Raw genomic sequence first — 16,992 nt, forward strand, 5'->3', positions numbered from 1 at the left:
GGCCCAGTGGGAGCGGGCGTGCCCGCGAATGCGTCAGATCAGACAACGGTGTTGTTCGTGCTGGCGCTTTCGCGAGCTTGCCCGCTCCCACTGGGGCCGATGTGTGCCGACTGAGCGATCAGAAGTCCTTGCACAGGCGCAAGGCGTCGTAGATTGCTGCGTGCGTGTTGCGCTGAGCGACACAGTCACCGATGCGATAGAGCAGGTAGCCTTCGCCCGGCTGGCTGAGAATCGGCTGCGGCTGGATCGCGAACAGGGCTTCGATGTCGATCTGACCCTTGTTGCGCGAGCCTTCCTTCAGTGCGTAGTAGAGTGCTTCGTCCGGACGCACGCCGTTCTCGATCACCACCTGGTCGACCACCCGCTCTTCCTTGGCACCGGTGTATTCGTTCTCCAGCACCGCCACCAGCTTGTCGCCCTCGCGGTAGACCTTTTCCAGCATGAGGTCGCCGGTCATGATCACTTCTTTCGGGTACATGCTGCGGTAGTAGGTCGGGAACGACGTACCGCCAATGGCCACGCCCGGCTTGATGTCGTCGGTGACGATCTCGACCTGGCTGCCCTTGTCGGCGATGAAGTCGGCCACCGACATCCCGGTGAATTCACAGATAGTGTCGTACACCAGCACGTTCTTGCCCGGCGCAACCTTGCCGTCGAGCACGTCCCAGCTGCTGACCACCAGCCCTTCGGCAGCGCCCCAGTGTTCGTTCTGCTCCAGGAACGGATGCCCACCCACGGCCAGCACGACCACATCGGGACGCAGGTCGAGGATGCTCGCCGCGTCGGCGGCGGTGCCCAAGCGCAGGTCAACCTTCAACCGCGCCAGCTCCAGTTGGTACCAGCGGGTGATACCGGCGATCTGGTCACGTTGCGGTGCCTTGGACGCCGTCGTGATCTGCCCGCCAATGGCGTCCTTTTTCTCGAACAGGGTAACGTCATGGCCACGTTCGGCTGCCACGCGGGCAGCCTCCATCCCGGCGGGGCCTGCACCAACCACCACCACCTTGCGTTTCGGCCCGGTGGACTTCTCGATGATGTGCGGCACGCCCATGTATTCACGGGAGGTCGCGGCGTTCTGGATGCACAGCACATCCAGGCCTTGGTACTGGCGGTCGATGCAGTAGTTGGCACCGACGCATTGCTTGATCTGGTCAACCTGGCCCATCTTGATCTTGGCGATCAGGTGCGGGTCGGCGATGTGCGCACGGGTCATGCCGACCATGTCGACATAGCCGCCTTCCAGAATGCGTGTGGCCTGGTTCGGGTCCTTGATGTTCTGTGCGTGCAGCACCGGAACCTTGACCACTTCCTTGATACCGGCCGCCAGGTGCAGGAACGGCTCTGGCGGGTAGCTCATGTTCGGAATCACGTTGGCCAGGGTGTTGTGGGTGTCACACCCGGAGCCGATCACACCAAAGAAATCGACCATGCCGGTGGCATCGTAGTACTTGGCGATTTCCTTCATGTCTTCATGGCTGAGGCCATCGGGGTGGAACTCATCCCCGCAAATACGCATGCCGACGCAGAAATCCGGGCCGACTTCAGCCCGCACAGCCTTGAGCACTTCCAGGCCGAAACGCATGCGCTTCTCGAAGGTACCGCCCCATTCGTCGGTACGCTTGTTGACCCGTGGGCTCCAGAACTGGTCGATCATGTGCTGGTGCACCGCCGACAGCTCGACGCCGTCCAGGCCACCTTCCTTGGCCCGGCGCGCGGCCTGGGCATAGTTGCCGATCACCCGCCAGATTTCTTCCGGCTCGATGGTCTTGCAGGTAGCACGGTGTACCGGCTCACGGATACCCGACGGCGACATCAGGGTTGGCCAGTGTTCACCGTCCCAGCGCGAGCGGCGGCCCATGTGGGTAATCTGGATCATGATCTTGGCGCCATGCTTGTGCATGGCATCGGCCAGGTTCTGGAAATGCGGGATGATCCGGTCGGTGGCCAGGTTGACCGATTTCCACCAGCCCTGCGGGCTGTCGATGGCCACCACCGAGGAGCCACCACAAATGGCCAGGCCGATACCGCCCTTGGCTTTCTCTTCGTAGTACTTCACGTAGCGTTCGGTGGTCATGCCGCCGTCGGTGGCATAAACCTCGGCATGCGCGGTGCTGAGTACGCGGTTACGGATGGTCAGTTTGCCGATCTGGATCGGCTGGAACATTGCTTCGAAAGCCATGGCGGGATCCTCGACTTACAGCGGCTTGACGATGAACAGGCCGTCGTCGTGGCCTTCTTCCGAACCACCGTAGACCTGCTCGGCCACGGTACGGATCGAACTGCCACGCGCTGCCAGGATCTGGTCCATGGCACCGGCAAACCAGCCGGTGAACATGTAGTCGACCTTGCGCCCGACCTTGCCGTACACATAAACGAAGGCAGAGTGCTCCAGCTTGACGCTGGCGGTGCCTTTTTCCAGGTCGATGTCCTGGATCTTGAACAGGCCCCAGCCACGCTGGGACAGGCGCTTCATGTAGTGCTCAAACACTGCGACACCTTCCAGGCCATGGCACTCGGCTTCCTTTTCACACCAGTGCCAGGCGGACTTGTAGCCAGCCTTGTAGAGGATCTCGGCATAGGCGTCAGCGCCGAGCACTTCCTCGATGCCCATGTGGTTGTTGACGAAGAAATGCCGCGGCACGTACAGCATCGGCAGGGCGTCGGAGGTCCAGACACCGGTCTCGCTGTCGACTTCGATAGGCAATTGCGGGGCGATCTTGGCCATGGAAACTCAACTCCAGAAAATTTGGTTGGCAGCCCCTGCTCATCTGGCAGGGGTTAGAGAGACTTGGTTTGGAGGCTTACTCGCCCCACACGTCGCGCAGCACGTTGACCCAGTTTTCGCCCATGATCTTGCGCACCACGCGTTCGCTGTGGCCGCGCTTGAGCAGCGTCTCAGTAAGGTTGGGGAACTCGCCTACGGTACGAATGCCCAGCGGGTTGACGATCTTGCCGAAGTTGGTCAGGCGGCGAGCGTAGCCCTTGTCATGGGTCAGCCACTCGAAGAACTCCTGGCCGTGGCCCTGGGTGAAATCGGTACCGATACCGATCGCGTCTTCGCCGACGATGTTCATGGTGTACTCGATGGCCTCGGCGTAGTCGTCGATGGTCGAGTCAATGCCTTTGGCCAGGAACGGCGCGAACATGGTCACGCCGACAAAGCCGCCATGGTCGGCGATGAGTTTCAGTTCTTCATCGGACTTGTTGCGCGGGTGCTGCTTCAGGCCGGACGGCAAGCAGTGGGAGTAGCACACCGGTTTTTTCGATTCGAGGATGACTTCCTCACTGGTCTTGGAGCCCACGTGAGAGAGGTCGCACATGATGCCGACGCGGTTCATCTCGGCCACCACTTCGCGACCGAAGCCCGACAGCCCGCCGTCACGCTCATAGCAGCCGGTACCGACCAGGTTCTGGGTGTTGTAGCACATCTGCACCACGCCCACGCCGAGCTGCTTGAACACCTCGACATAGCCCAGCTGGTCTTCAAAGGCATGGGCGTTCTGGAAACCGAAGATGATCCCGGTCTTGCCCTGTTCCTTGGCCCGACGAATGTCGGCGGTGGTCTTCACCGGAATCACCAGGTCGCTGTTTTCGCGGATCAGCTTCTGGCTGGCAGCAATGTTGTTGACGGTCGCCTGGAAGCCCTCCCACACCGACACGGTGCAGTTGGCGGCGGTCAGGCCACCTTTGCGCATGTCCTCGAACAGCTCGCGGTTCCATTTGGCGATGATCAGCCCGTCGATAACGATGCTGTCTGCGTGTAATTCGGCTGGGCTCATCAGGCGGTCCCCTTTTCTCGATGCCTGCGCCGAATCGTCTGCCGGCGCTTTGGGGCCAGCATATGCCTGGGGCCGGAAGGGCCTCGGTGCAAAAACGACAGGGGTATTGCCGAAAGCGTCAAAGGGCGACAAAGCACCCCTTCGCGGCCCTGCCCTGATGGCTGTAATGGGCGCCTGCGGCGCTGTTATTTGTCTCGCGGCTGAGCGAGAATCGGCACTTCTGTTCCAAACACCGGCTTGGGGGGATGTCGTAGATGAAACCAATGGTATGGCTGGCCCTGGCGGCCCTGAGCTTCGGCGCCCAGGCGGCGGAAGAAGAGAGCACGCCCTGTGACAATGTCGAAACCAGCCAGCAGAGCTACGACTGCGCGGTCTATAACCGCCAGACCGCCGAGCGCGAGCTGAATGCAGCCTTTGCCGACCTGCTTGATCGCATCAAGGAGCAGTACGCCGGCCAGCCGGCGCAGATCACTGAACTGAGCGCCCGCCTGAAAAACGCCGAGCAACTCTGGAGCAAAGCCCGCGATGCCGATTGCGCCGTGGAAACCTTCGCCGAGAAGCCCGGCAGCAAGGACTTCGAAACCGCGCAGAACACCTGCCTGGCCCAACGCAGCGATGATCGCTCCGAGTACCTGCAGTCACTGGGCCTGCAATAACCCCACCCTGAGGTACGAATGAACGTTTGCGGAATCGAAATCAAGGGCAGCGAAGCCCTGCTCGCGGTGGCCACGCTTGAAGCTGGCCTACCGGTGCACCGGCCTTTGGCGACCAAGAAAATCGCTTTGGAGGATGACGACGAGGCCGCCAACGTCAAAGCCTTCGCCAACCAGGCCAGGCAGTTCGTTGCCGACCACGGCATCACCCACCTGGCAATCAAGAAACGCAGCAAGAAAGGTGAGTTCGCAGGTGGCCCGACCACCTTCAAGATCGAAGGTATCCTGCAACTGCTGGACACCTGCGAGGTACAGTTGCTGTCACCACAGACGGTCAGCGCCCAAAGCAAGAAACACGCGTTGGAATTGCCCGGCTCGCTGAACAAGTACCAGCACGAAGCCTACAAATGCGCCTGCGCGGTGCTGCTCAAGGCCGGTCGCTAACGCGGGCGATGCCTGCGCACACCGCCACAAACTTCAAGGCAAAAAAAACCCCGGCAAGCCGTGACAAGCCGGGGTCAAAAGCGAGCAATGTCGCGCTACATCTGGAAGGTGACCAAACCGTCCATACTGAAACCTGGCCCCAGTGTGCCGCCTCCCCTGCCCTTCGATTTAGCCGAAAACGACCTGTTCATAGGTATGCCGGCCATTGCGACACGCTGCCCTTGCTCCGCTGATTGGCGAACACCAGAATCGACCCACAATCCCTCCCGTCGACAAGGACAACAGCCATGATGCATGCGGATTTGATTGATCAGGACGACCTGCTGGGCCAACTGCGCGCACTGGGTTTTGAAATGCCTGCCGGGGCAACTGCCGAGCAAGCGTGCGAGTGTGCGGTGCGGGGCTTGAGTGAGCCTCGGGCCAAGGCACTGCGCGGTATGGTCGAGCAGATGTACACCAGCAGTGCGACCATCCTGCCGGCTGTACGCCAGGCCATCGAAAAGCAGCTGCTGCCGGCGCTGGCACAGTTCAACAGCAACCGTAGCTGACACCTTTTCGCGGGCAAACCCGCTCTCGTATGGGAGCGGGCTTGCCCGCGAAAAGGCCGGAAGCGCTTTCGGCTACAGGCGTACGCTGGCGAAGGTCGATTCGTTGCGTGCCTGGCTGAGTGCCGACATCGGCCCTGCCAGTGGCGACAGCACCAGTGCCTGTGGAATCGGCATCATTGCCACCTGCTGGGCGGTGTTGGAGCCCACACGCTCATCACGCGGTGGAATACCGAAGTACTCGCGGTAGCACTTGGAGAAGTGCGGCGTGGAGACGAAACCACACACCGAGGCCACTTCGATGATCGACATCGGCGTCTGCTTGAGCAGTTGCCGGGCACGGATCAACCGCAGCTTCAGGTAATAACGCGATGGCGAGCAGTGCAGGTACTTCTGGAACAGGCGCTCCAGCTGTCGCCGCGACACCGCGACATACACCGCCAGCTCATCAAGGTCGATCGGCTCTTCCAGGTTGGCTTCCATCAGCGCGACAATTTCCTGCAGCTTCGGCTGGTTGGTGCCAAGCATGTGCTTGAGCGGCACGCGCTGATGATCCTGCTCGTTACGAATACGCTCGTAGACAAACATTTCCGAGATCGCCGCTGACAGTTCGCGACCATGATCACGGCTGATCAGGTGTAGCATCATGTCCAGCGGCGCAGTGCCACCGGAACTGGTGAAGCGGTTACGGTCGAGGGTAAACAGCCGGGTGCTCATGCTGACGCGAGGGAAGGCTTCCTGCATGGCTGCCAGGCATTCCCAGTGCACGCTGCAATCAAAGCCATCAAGCAGGCCCGCACAGGCCAGTGCCCAGCTGCCGGTGCACACTGCACCCAACCGGCGCGACTGCCGCGCCTGGCTTTGCAGCCAGGTAACGTGTTCACGGGTAACGGTGCGCTGAATGCCAATACCACCGCAGACAATCACGGTGTCCATTGCAGGCGCCTTGTGCATTGAGGCGTCCGGAGTGATCTGCAAGCCGTCGCTGGCCCACACTTGCCCGCCATCCACGCTCAAGGTAGTCCACCGATACAGTTCACGGCCGGACAACTGGTTGGCCATGCGCAGTGGCTCCACGGCCGAGGCCAGGGAGATCAGCGTGAAATTGTCCAACAGCAGAAAGCCGATGGATTGTGGTGTGCGGGTTTGGGGTTGGGCCCCGGAGTTGTACGACGTCATCGCGATCTCTCCTCACACAATGCAGGTTGCGCCTCAGGCACGGTTTTTTTGTCAGGGCCCCATCTCGAATGCAGGGCTTTGCACAACACAACGCAAATGCCATGCCTGAAATTGAATAGCCATTCAATAAAACCTGAAAACGACGTCGCAATGTGTCTATATGGCCTGTGTTCGGCGCCAGGTTTATAAACGCAAAGTGCCGGACTAGCGCATTTCTGTAGGAAAAGTGAGCAGTACGGTAGCACTTGTGTAGAGGATGCTTGGAAGCGACATCGGCGATGTGTCACCACAGGCGCAGTGACACTCGGAAGGGAGGACCGGGATGCAGCGGTGTCGACGCTGCGCCAAAAAGCAGCGTGCCGACACCGGCATGGGCGAAAACGGCGCAGCCGTGTTCAGCACTCGATGGCGCTGACCGCAAGGCCACCGCGTGAGGTTTCCTTGTACTTGTCGTGCATGTCGGCGCCGGTATCGCGCATGGTGCGGATCACCCGATCGAGGGAGATGAAGTGCTCACCGTCGCCACGCAGGGCCATCTGCGCCGCATTGATCGCCTTGACCGCAGCAATCGCGTTGCGCTCGATGCAGGGCACCTGCACCAGGCCGCCAACCGGGTCGCAGGTCAGCCCGAGGTTATGCTCCAGACCAATCTCGGCAGCATTCTCCAACTGCGCGGGGGTTGCCCCGAGCACTTCCGCCAACCCGGCAGCCGCCATGGCGCAGGCTGAACCGACCTCACCCTGGCAGCCCACTTCAGCGCCCGAGATCGAGGCGTTCTTCTTGCACAGGATGCCCACCGCCGCCGCGCCCAGAAAGAAGTCGACCACGCAGGCTTCGCTGACCTCTTCACTGAAACGCATGTAGTAGTGCAGCACTGCCGGGATGATCCCCGCCGCACCGTTGGTGGGCGCGGTGACCATGCGCCCGCCGGCAGCATTCTCTTCATTCACAGCCAGCGCATAAAGGTTAACCCATTCCATGGCGCTGAGGGTCGAGCCAATCACATTGGGCTTGTTCAGCTCCTGCAGGCTACGGTGCAACTTGGCAGCACGGCGCTTCACATTCAGCCCGCCCGGCAGTATGCCTTCGTATTTCAGGCCGTTTTCCACACAGTCCTGCATGGCCCGCCAGAGCTTCATCAAGCCAGCCCGAATCTCCTCTTCACTGCGCCAGACTTTTTCGTTTTCCAGCATCAATTGCGACACGCGCAGGTCGTTTTGCTTGCACAGCTCAAGCAGCTCCACCGCACTGTTGAAATCGTAGGGCAATACCGTGGTGTCGGCGTCTAGCACGCCGCTGGCAGCCTGGGCGGCATCGACCACAAAGCCGCCACCCACCGAGTAGTAGGTGTCCCGGTGCAACTCACCCTCCGCACCTTCTGCAATCAGGGTCATGGCGTTCGGGTGATACGGCAGGTTCTCCTCCAGCAAGCGCATGTCGCGCGCCCAGACGAACTCGATTGGCAGCCGGCCGTCCAGCAGCAAGGTGTCTGTTTCGCGCAATACCGCAATGCGCAGGCCGATTTGTGAGGGGTCTATCGCGTCTGGCCATTCGCCCATCAAGCCCATGATCACGGCGTTGTCACTGCCATGGCCGATGCCGGTGGCCGACAGCGAACCGTACAGGCGCACTTCGACACGCCGGACCTGCGCCAGCTCGCCACGTTCGCGCAGCCCCTGGACGAACAACGCGGCCGCTCGCATGGGCCCTACGGTGTGGGAACTGGACGGCCCGACACCGATTTTGAACAGGTCAAACACACTGATAGCCATGGCCGCGAACCTCCTGAATGAGCACACGCCCGCCGCCACAAGCCGCGGGTGGCGGAGCTGCTACGCTGAAGCTGCAATCCGCCGGAATGCGCGCATCATCAGGCTTTTATCAGCAGCTCTGACGTCTGCAACCGACCCACTCTTGTCCAGCAACGCCGCTCGCCGTTGGCCGCTGGATTACGCCGTTTTTATGCGGTGCAGATCGCCGTAAAGGGCCGTTACGGGGAGGAAAAACACTGTAAACGACCTCACCTGCACTGGATGCGACCCTGCCTGTACTGGATACGACGCACCCTGTAGGCGTTTGTTTTTGGCTGTTAGATGATCAATCTCGACTCGATTGCACGGCACCCGTCCCGCTGTCGCCCGACCGTCCGGCCCACCCGAGTAGATCACTCACAACGCGTGGCGGTCCTGCGGGACACCCGACAAGAAAACACCTAGGAGTCCACTCATGAAAGGTTCACCCTCGCTGTTGTTGGCCGCTCTGCTGAGTCTGCCGGTGCTGGCCCAGGCTGCAGAACCCGAAGCCTGTCGTACCGTCAACTTCTCCGATGTCGGCTGGACTGACATCACCGTGACCACGGCGGTCACCAGCGCCGTACTTGAGTCGCTGGGCTACAAAACCCGCACCACCATGATCTCGGTACCAGTGACCTACAAGTCGCTGGCCGACGGCAAGAACATGGATGTGTTCCTCGGCAACTGGATGCCGACCATGGAAAACGACATCAAGCCGTACCGCGATGCCGGCACCGTGGATACGGTTCGGGCCAACCTGGAGAACGCCAAGTACACCCTGGCCGTGCCTCAGGCACTGTATGACAAGGGTCTGAAAGACTTTGCCGACATTGCCAAGTTCAAGAAGGAGCTGGACGGCAAGATCTACGGTATCGAGCCGGGCAACGACGGCAACCGCACCATCCAGAGCATGATCGACAAGAACGCCTTCGGCTTGAAAGACGCCGGCTTCAAGGTGGTCGAGTCGAGCGAGGCCGGGATGCTCTCGCAAGTGGATCGCGCCCAGCGTCGCGGCACCGACGTGGTGTTCCTCGGCTGGGAGCCGCACCCCATGAACAAGCGCTTCAAGATGCAGTACTTGAGCGGTGGGGATGATTTCTTCGGCCCGGATTTCGGCAAGGCAACTGTCCTGACCAACACCCGCAAGGGCTACGTTCAGGAGTGCAGCAACGTCGGCCAACTGCTGAAAAACCTGTACTTCACACTGGACATGGAAAGCACCCTGATGGGTAACGTCCTGGACGACAAGATGAAACCCGACGCCGCAGCCAAGGCCTGGCTGAAGAAAAACCCACAGGCGCTCGACACCTGGCTGGTCGGCGTCACCACCGTTGACGGCAAACCCGGCCTGGAAGCCGCCAAGGCCAAACTGACGCAGTAAGCACCACCTGCGGCGGGCTTGCCCCGCCGCAGGCTGTCTTCAATTCTTTGCAGGTGGACGCTCGCTATCATGCTGATCGATCATAAACTCCCACTGGGCCAGTACATCTCGGCATTCGTCGAATGGTTGACGCAACACGGCGCCAACTTCTTCGATGCTTTCGCCTCCGCACTGGAACTCATGATTCATGGCGTTACCGGCGCCCTGACCTGGTTCAACCCCTTCGTTCTGATCGGTCTGTTTGCCTTGATCGCTCACCTGATCCAGCGCAAATGGGCACTGACAGCGTTCGTCGCCCTGTCGTTCCTGTTGATCCTGAACCTGGGCTACTGGCAGGAAACCATGGAAACCCTGGCCCAGGTGCTGTTCGCCACCCTGGTCTGCGTGCTTATCGGTGTGCCACTGGGCATCGTCGCTGCGCACAAACCGATGTTCTACACCATGATGCGGCCGGTACTCGACCTGATGCAGACCGTGCCGACCTTCGTTTACCTGATCCCTACCCTGACCCTCTTCGGGCTGGGTGTGGTGCCCGGGCTGATCTCGACGGTGGTGTTCGCCATCGCCGCGCCGATCCGCCTCACCTACCTGGGCATCTGCGACGTGCCCCAGGAGCTGCTGGATGCCGGCAAGGCCTTCGGCTGCTCACGTCGCCAATTGCTCTCGCGTATCGAACTGCCCCACGCCATGCCAAGCATCGCTGCCGGCATCACCCAATGCATCATGCTGTCGCTGTCGATGGTGGTGATTGCAGCGCTGGTGGGAGCCGATGGCCTGGGCAAACCCGTGGTCAATGCACTGAACACTGCCGATATCGCCCTGGGCTTCGAAGCAGGCCTGGCGATCGTACTGCTGGCGATCATGCTCGACCGTATCTGCAAACAACCCGAAGTACCGGTAAGGGGTGAAGCATGAGCATCATTCGCTTCGACGAGGTAGACGTTATCTTCTCCAAATCACCGCGTGAGGCCCTGAGCCTGCTGGACCAAGGCTTCACGCGCGAACAGATCCTGAAGAAGACCGGCCTGGTGGTCGGCGTGGAAAAAGCCAGCCTGGAGATCAACAAAGGCGAAATCTGCGTGCTGATGGGCCTGTCCGGCTCAGGCAAGTCGAGCTTGCTGCGCTGCATCAACGGCCTGAACACGGTCAGCCGTGGCAAGCTGTTCGTCGAACACGAAGGCTCGCAGATCAACATCGCTTCCTGCACCCCGGCTGAACTGAAGATGATGCGCACCAAGCGCATTGCCATGGTGTTCCAGAAATTCGCCCTGATGCCTTGGCTGACCGTGCGCGAAAACATCAGCTTCGGCCTGGAAATGCAGGGCCGCCCTGCCGATGAACGACGCCGGCTGGTGGATGAAAAGCTGGAACTGGTCGGCCTGACCCAGTGGCGCAACAAGAAGCCCGACGAGCTCTCTGGCGGCATGCAGCAGCGGGTCGGTCTGGCCCGCGCGCTGGCCATGGATGCCGACATCCTGCTGATGGACGAACCCTTCTCGGCCCTTGACCCACTGATCCGCCAGGGCCTGCAGGACGAATTGCTGGAACTGCAGCGCAAGCTGAGCAAGACCATCGTATTCGTCAGCCACGACCTGGACGAAGCCCTGAAGCTGGGCAGCCGCATCGCCATCATGAAAGACGGCCGGATCATCCAGTACAGCAAGCCCGAGGAGATCGTCCTCAACCCGGCCGACGACTACGTGCGTACCTTCGTCGCCCACACCAACCCGCTCAACGTCCTCTGCGGCCGCAGCCTGATGCGTACCCTGGACAAGTGCAAGCGGATCAACGGTTCGGTCTGCATTGACCCCAGTGTCGACTCGTGGCTGGACCTGGCTGAAGGCAACACCATCAAAGGTGCACGCCAGGGCGTCAACGGGCTGGACTTGCAGAACTGGAGGCCGGGAGAGGCAGTGGAACAGCTGGGTCGCCGGCCGACCCTGGTCAACGCCGGTATCGGTATGCGCGAAGCACTGCAGATTCGTTACCAGACCGGCAACAAGCTGGTGCTGCAGGAAGGCAACCGCGTGGTGGGTATCCTCGGCGACAGCGAGTTGTATCACGCCCTGCTGGGCAAAACCCTGGGGTGAAAGCTATCGCGGGCAAGCCCCACAGCTTGCCCGCGATGGAGGACTGTCAGCGAACGACAATCCCCTGCTTGGCCATAAAAGCCTTGGCTTCCGGCACGGTGTACTCACCGAAGTGGAAGATACTCGCAGCCAGCACAGCGCTGGCGTGGCCTTCAAGAATGCCGTCAGCCAGGTGCTGCAGGTTACCGACACCGCCCGAGGCGATCACCGGAATACCCAAGGCATCGCTGATGGCCCGGGTAACCCCCAGGTCAAAACCGCTCTTCATGCCGTCCTGGTCCATGCTGGTCAGGAGAATCTCACCGGCACCCAGGCCTTCCATCTTCTTCGCCCACTCCACCGCATCCAGCCCGGTAGGCTTGCGCCCGCCGTGGGTGAAGATCTCCCAGCGCGGGGCTTCGCCCGGTGCCGAGACCTTCTTGGCGTCGATGGCGACAACGATGCACTGCGAACCGAAATGCGCGGCAGCCTCGCCGACGAACTCGGGGTTGAACACCGCCGCCGTGTTGATCGAAACCTTGTCGGCACCGGCATTGAGCAGGTTGCGGATGTCCTGCACCGTGCGCACACCGCCACCGACGGTCAGCGGGATGAACACCTGGCTGGCCATGCGCTCGACAGTGTGCAGGGTGGTGTCACGGCCATCGACGCTGGCCGTGATATCGAGGAAGGTGATTTCGTCGGCGCCTTGCTCATCGTAGCGCCGCGCGATTTCCACCGGGTCACCGGCATCGCGGATGTTCTCGAACTTGACGCCCTTGACCACACGACCGTTGTCGACGTCCAGGCAAGGGATGATGCGTTTGGCCAGCGCCATGGCGTTCTCCTCAGCCTTGGTAGCTGTCGCAGAAGGCTTGCGCCTCGGCGACATCCAGGGTGCCTTCATAGATCGCCCGGCCAGTGATGGCGCCGATGATCCCCGGAGCCTTGGCATCGAGCAGGGCCTTGATGTCACCCAGGTTGTGGATGCCACCGGAGGCGATCACCGGGATCTTGGTGGCGGCGGCTAGGGCGGCGGTGAACGGTACGTTGCAACCTTGCATCATGCCGTCTTTGGCGATGTCGGTGTAGACGATGGCCGAGACGCCGTCGGCTTCGAAACGCTTGGCCAGGTCGATCACCTGCACCGAGCTGACTTCAGCCCAGCCGTCGGTGGCGACGAAGCCATCCTTGGCGTCCAGGCCAACGATGACCTTGCCCGGGAAGGCGCGGCAGGCTTCGGCCACGAATTCAGGCTCTTTGACGGCCTTGGTGCCGATGATCACGTAGCTCACGCCCGCCTTGACGTAGTGCTCGATGGTTTCCAGCGAACGAATGCCGCCGCCGATCTGGATCGGCAGGTTCGGGTAGCGCTTGGCGATCGCGGTGACCACTTCGCCATTGACCGGCTGGCCCTCGAAAGCACCGTTCAGATCGACCAGATGCAGGCGCCGGCAGCCACCCTCAACCCATTTGGCGGCCATGCTCACCGGGTCATCGGAAAACACCGTGGAATCTTCCATGCGGCCTTGGCGCAGACGTACGCAAGCACCGTCCTTGAGATCGATAGCGGGAATAATCAGCATCTGGAAAACCTGTCTAATCGGTAAACAGCGATACTCGGGAAGTCAGTTCTTCTCGAGCGCCCACAGGTCGCTTTCGATGCTCTCGAACCGCTCCTTGAGGTGCAGCTGAACATCGGCAATCGCCCTGTTGTAGTAGTGTGGCGCAATCTCTTTGCTGAACAGGTCCAGGACCTCAGCCACCTCGAAAGAACCCAATTGCAGCTCGAAACGGTCTTCGAGAAAGCGCTTGAGTACGTCCAACGCTTCGCGCTCCTGTTCGGGCGCCAGCGTCAGGATCGGGGCCTTGTTCCTGGCCTTGCTCATTACCAGCGCCCGTCCCAGGCCGCGAAGTTCTGCAGCAGCTGCAGGCCATGGGTATGGCTTTTCTCCGGGTGGAACTGCACGGCGAAACGTGAACCGTCGGCCAGCGCTGCGGCGAAATCGACGCCGTAGTGACCACGACCGACCACCTGCACAGCCTTGCCGGCCGTGACGTAGTAGCTGTGGACAAAGTAAAACCGCGCCAGGTCCGGAATGTTGTGCCACAGCGGGTGGTCGATCGTCTGCTCGACTTCGTTCCAACCCATGTGCGGCACTTTCAGGTGTTCGCCGTCTTCGTGCAGGTCCTTGCCGAAAAAGCGCACATTGCCCGGGAACATGCCAATGCAGTCAACGCCGTCGTTCTCTTCGCTGTGCTCCAGCAGGGCTTGCATGCCCACGCAGATGCCAAGGAAGGGACGGTCCTGGCTGACTTCCTGCACCAGGCTGTCGAAGCCCAGGCGGCGGATCTCGGCCATGCAGTCGCGAATCGCGCCCACGCCTGGAAACACCACACGGTCAGCCTCACGGATGACCGCAGCGTCGCTGGTGATCAGTACCTTGCCAGCGCCAACGTGCTCCAGGGCCTTGGCCACCGAGTGCAGGTTGCCCATGCCATAGTCGATAACGGCAACGGTCTGCATTACAGGCAACCCTTGGTGGAAGGCATCTGGCCGGCCATGCGCTCGTCCAGCTCGATCGCCATGCGCAGGGCACGGCCGAAGGCCTTGAACACGGTCTCGATCTGGTGGTGGGTGTTGTGCCCACGCAGGTTGTCGATGTGCAGCGTGACGTTGGCGTGGTTGACGAAGCCCTGGAAGAACTCCTGGAACAGGTCGACATCGAAGCCACCGACCGACGCACGGGTGTACGGCACGTGCATCTGCAGGCCTGGGCGACCCGAGAAGTCGATGACCACACGCGACAGGGCTTCATCGAGCGGCACGTAGGCGTGGCCGTAACGACGGATACCTTTCTTGTCGCCGATTGCCTGGCTGAATGCCTGGCCCAGGGTGATACCGACGTCCTCGACCGTATGGTGGTCGTCGATATGCAGGTCGCCCTTGCACTCGATGTCCAGGTCGATCAGCCCATGTCGGGCGATCTGGTCGAGCATATGTTCCAAGAAGGGGACACCGATATCGAATCGGGCCTTGCCACTGCCATCCAGGTTGATCGAGGCCTTGATCTGGGTTTCCAGAGTATTGCGCTCGACGGAAGCCTTACGTTCGACCATCACCTGCTCCGCGAAATCATTGGGCGAAAAAGGCGACCATTATAGGCCCAGATACGCTCGGCTTGAAACGAACATGACGCATGGCAGGGAATTTCTGCCTGCCATGCAGGGGGCTTGATCGCCGACAAGGCCGGCACCCAACGGCAATTGTGCATGCCCGTAGGTGCCGGCCCTGCTGGCGAGCGGCTTAATGGAACAACGCGGCAGTCTTCTGCAGCGTCGCCCAGACGCCCCAGGCCAGCGGAATACCGACGACCAGCCAGGCCAACAGCACCAGCGGCATACTCGCCGGTGAGGCGTGCCATTCCAGTGCCTTGGCGCTGGTGATGACGTGAGCTTGCGAGCGCTTTTCCTCGGCGGCCAATTGCTCGTCGGTCATGAAGTGCTTGTCGGCTACCGGGCGCACGAGGGCATTGCAGATGAAGCCCAGTACCAGCAAGCCGGCCAGGATGTACAAGGTGATGTCATAGGCGGCTGCCCGCTCGACCCCGATGCTCAACTGGTACTCACGCAAGTAGTTGACCAGCACCGGCCCCAGCACACCCGCCGCCGCCCAGGCGGTCAGCAGACGACCATGGATTGCGCCGACCATGTGCGTGCCGAACAGGTCGGCAAGGTAGGCCGGCACCGTGGCAAAGCCACCGCCGTACATGGAGAGGATGATGCAGAACGCCGCCACGAACAGCACCACATTGCCCAGGTGGCCCATGTTCGGTACCAGCGCATACAGGGCGAAGCCCAGCGCGAAAAAGGCAAAGTAAGTGTTCTTGCGGCCAATGTAGTCGGAGAACGAGGCCCAGAAGAACCGTCCGCCAATGTTGAACAGGCTGAGCAAGCCGGTGAAACCGGCGGCAATCGCGGCGATCTGGCTCAACTGCGCAGTGTTCAGTTCGCTGAAGCGCAGGTCGTTACCCAGCAACTTCCCGGCAAACACCTCCTGCAGCAGCGGCGAAGCCATGCCGAGGATACCGATACCCGCCGAGACGTTCAGGCACAGCACCAGCCAGACCAAGGCAAACTGTGGGGTTTTCCAGGCCACGCTGACATGCACATGGCGATGGGTAATCATTGTATTGCTGGCTTTTTTCTGCGGTGCGACCCAGCCCTCGGGCTTCCAGCCAGTAGGCGGTACGCGGTACGCCAACGCGCCGCCGATCATGAAAACGAAGTAAATCGCCGCCATCACCACAAAGCTCTGCCACACGCCGACCCCTTCAGGGCTGGCGAAATGGTTCATCAGTGCCGCCGCCAGCGGGGCACCAACCATGGCCCCGCCACCAAAGCCCATGATCGCCATACCGGTGGCCATGCCGCGTTTGTCCGGGAACCACTTGATCAAGGTCGACACCGGTGAGATGTACCCCAGCCCCAGGCCAATACCGCCAATTACCCCGGAACCCAGCCACATCAGCCACAGTTGGTGGGTGTACACACCCAACGCCGAAATCAGCAGGCCGCCGCACCAGCACAGCGCTGACACCACACCGGCCTTGCGTGGCCCGGCGTGCTCAAGCCAACCGCCCCAGATCGCTGCCGAACAGCCGAGAAAAATGAAAAACAGCGTGTAGATCCAGCCCAGCATCGAGATCGGCCAGTCACAGCTCGAGGAAAACGCCTGAGCCAGAAAACCCATGTCTGCCGAGCAGGCAACCGGCGCACTGATACCAATGGCCTTGGACAGCGGCAACCAGAACACCGAAAAGCCGTAGGCCATGCCGATACACAGGTGAATCGCCAAGGCTGCCGGCGGCACCAGCCAGCGGTTGAAGCCCGGCTGGGCGATGATGCGCTCCTTGGACAAAAAGCTCGGTGCAGGAACAATCGCACCTGCCGTAATGCTGCTCATTTATTGTTTTCCCTTATCGATCTGGACGGTTCGCAGGCCCCACATCCGCCCTCGACCTTGGCGCACGCGGGTAGCGAACGTTCTAGCGGCAGGCAATCAGTAAAATGCGGCAAAACGCTACACAGGCACCTGAAAACCGCGAAAGGGTACCATTTGCCGGGCTCACTGAAAGCAATCTGATAT

At 61.0% G+C, this 16,992-nt stretch carries 17 protein-coding genes; 6 read left to right on the forward strand and 11 right to left on the reverse strand.

The window, feature by feature from the left end; translation table 11 throughout:
• Nucleotides 1–118: 118 nt before the first annotated feature.
• From dgcA to CYD26_RS07120, 3 genes are all read right to left on the reverse strand, one after another.
• Nucleotides 119–2,179, reverse strand: coding sequence for a dimethylglycine demethylation protein DgcA (dgcA, locus tag CYD26_RS07110; RefSeq protein WP_099776079.1), 2,061 nt, complete (start codon nt 2,177–2,179; stop codon nt 119–121).
• 15 nt (nt 2,180–2,194) lie between these two features.
• Nucleotides 2,195–2,725, reverse strand: coding sequence for a DUF5943 domain-containing protein (locus CYD26_RS07115; protein ID WP_065760209.1), 531 nt, complete (start codon nt 2,723–2,725; stop codon nt 2,195–2,197).
• A gap of 76 nt (nt 2,726–2,801) precedes the next feature.
• The gene (locus tag CYD26_RS07120; protein WP_102052218.1) at nt 2,802–3,779 is read right to left on the reverse strand and encodes a dipeptidase; all 978 of its coding nucleotides are present in this window, start codon (nt 3,777–3,779) and stop codon (nt 2,802–2,804) included.
• A 254-nt stretch (nt 3,780–4,033) separates the two neighbouring features.
• Between CYD26_RS07120 and CYD26_RS07125 the strand changes: the two genes are divergently transcribed.
• The 3 genes from CYD26_RS07125 to CYD26_RS07135 all read left to right on the forward strand — a co-directional run bounded on the left by CYD26_RS07125 (nt 4,034) and on the right by CYD26_RS07135 (nt 5,424).
• Entirely contained in the window at nt 4,034–4,435 is a 402-nt protein-coding gene (locus tag CYD26_RS07125; RefSeq protein ID WP_065760211.1) for a lysozyme inhibitor LprI family protein, read from the forward strand.
• An 18-nt stretch (nt 4,436–4,453) separates the two neighbouring features.
• The gene (locus tag CYD26_RS07130) at nt 4,454–4,876 is read left to right on the forward strand and encodes a DUF3010 family protein (RefSeq protein WP_065760212.1); all 423 of its coding nucleotides are present in this window, start codon (nt 4,454–4,456) and stop codon (nt 4,874–4,876) included.
• Nucleotides 4,877–5,163: 287 nt separating this feature from the next.
• Nucleotides 5,164–5,424, forward strand: a complete 261-nt coding sequence (locus tag CYD26_RS07135; RefSeq protein WP_065760213.1) for a hypothetical protein — start codon at nt 5,164–5,166, stop codon at nt 5,422–5,424.
• A 72-nt stretch (nt 5,425–5,496) separates the two neighbouring features.
• Here the strand turns inward: CYD26_RS07135 and CYD26_RS07140 are convergent, their stop codons facing one another.
• Both CYD26_RS07140 and CYD26_RS07145 read right to left on the reverse strand, forming a co-directional pair.
• On the reverse strand, nt 5,497–6,600 hold the full coding sequence (locus CYD26_RS07140; protein WP_102052219.1) for a GlxA family transcriptional regulator: 1,104 nt from the start codon (nt 6,598–6,600) through the stop codon (nt 5,497–5,499).
• A gap of 395 nt (nt 6,601–6,995) precedes the next feature.
• Nucleotides 6,996–8,372: an L-serine ammonia-lyase gene (locus tag CYD26_RS07145; protein ID WP_099776082.1), complete on the reverse strand. Its 1,377-nt coding sequence runs from the start codon at nt 8,370–8,372 to the stop codon at nt 6,996–6,998.
• Between the two features lie 454 nt (nt 8,373–8,826).
• On the opposite strand from CYD26_RS07145, the gene CYD26_RS07150 reads away from it, so the two are divergent.
• From CYD26_RS07150 to choV, 3 genes are all read left to right on the forward strand, one after another.
• Nucleotides 8,827–9,774, forward strand: coding sequence for a choline ABC transporter substrate-binding protein (locus CYD26_RS07150; RefSeq protein WP_102052220.1), 948 nt, complete (start codon nt 8,827–8,829; stop codon nt 9,772–9,774).
• Between the two features lie 66 nt (nt 9,775–9,840).
• Nucleotides 9,841–10,689, forward strand: coding sequence for a choline ABC transporter permease subunit (gene choW, locus CYD26_RS07155; protein WP_178081693.1), 849 nt, complete (start codon nt 9,841–9,843; stop codon nt 10,687–10,689).
• Complete coding sequence (gene choV, locus CYD26_RS07160) at nt 10,686–11,864, forward strand: choline ABC transporter ATP-binding protein (protein WP_065760218.1); 1,179 nt, start codon at nt 10,686–10,688, stop codon at nt 11,862–11,864. The genes choW and choV overlap by 4 nt, the downstream gene beginning before the upstream one ends.
• A gap of 46 nt (nt 11,865–11,910) precedes the next feature.
• Here the strand turns inward: choV and hisF are convergent, their stop codons facing one another.
• From hisF to CYD26_RS07190, 6 genes are all read right to left on the reverse strand, one after another.
• Entirely contained in the window at nt 11,911–12,681 is a 771-nt protein-coding gene (gene hisF / locus CYD26_RS07165; protein WP_065760219.1) for an imidazole glycerol phosphate synthase subunit HisF, read from the reverse strand.
• A gap of 10 nt (nt 12,682–12,691) precedes the next feature.
• On the reverse strand, nt 12,692–13,429 hold the full coding sequence (gene hisA / locus CYD26_RS07170; RefSeq protein ID WP_007921811.1) for a 1-(5-phosphoribosyl)-5-[(5-phosphoribosylamino)methylideneamino]imidazole-4-carboxamide isomerase: 738 nt from the start codon (nt 13,427–13,429) through the stop codon (nt 12,692–12,694).
• A gap of 42 nt (nt 13,430–13,471) precedes the next feature.
• Nucleotides 13,472–13,732 carry a DUF2164 domain-containing protein gene (locus CYD26_RS07175; RefSeq protein ID WP_065760220.1) on the reverse strand — a complete coding sequence of 87 codons (261 nt, stop codon included), beginning with the start codon at nt 13,730–13,732 and terminating at the stop codon, nt 13,472–13,474.
• Nucleotides 13,732–14,370 (reverse strand): imidazole glycerol phosphate synthase subunit HisH, encoded by a 639-nt coding sequence (gene hisH / locus CYD26_RS07180; RefSeq protein ID WP_065760221.1) that lies wholly within the window; start codon nt 14,368–14,370, stop codon nt 13,732–13,734. Before hisH ends, CYD26_RS07175 begins: the two co-directional genes overlap by 1 nt.
• Entirely contained in the window at nt 14,370–14,963 is a 594-nt protein-coding gene (gene hisB / locus CYD26_RS07185) for an imidazoleglycerol-phosphate dehydratase HisB (RefSeq protein WP_010221320.1), read from the reverse strand. Before hisB ends, hisH begins: the two co-directional genes overlap by 1 nt.
• A gap of 187 nt (nt 14,964–15,150) precedes the next feature.
• On the reverse strand, nt 15,151–16,809 hold the full coding sequence (locus tag CYD26_RS07190) for an OFA family MFS transporter (RefSeq protein ID WP_065760222.1): 1,659 nt from the start codon (nt 16,807–16,809) through the stop codon (nt 15,151–15,153).
• Between the last annotated feature and the right edge of the window lie 183 nt (nt 16,810–16,992).

Origin of the sequence: Pseudomonas sp. FFUP_PS_473 (assembly GCF_002858665.1) — a bacterium.
GTDB classification, from domain to species: Bacteria; Pseudomonadota; Gammaproteobacteria; order Pseudomonadales; family Pseudomonadaceae; genus Aquipseudomonas; species Aquipseudomonas defluvii.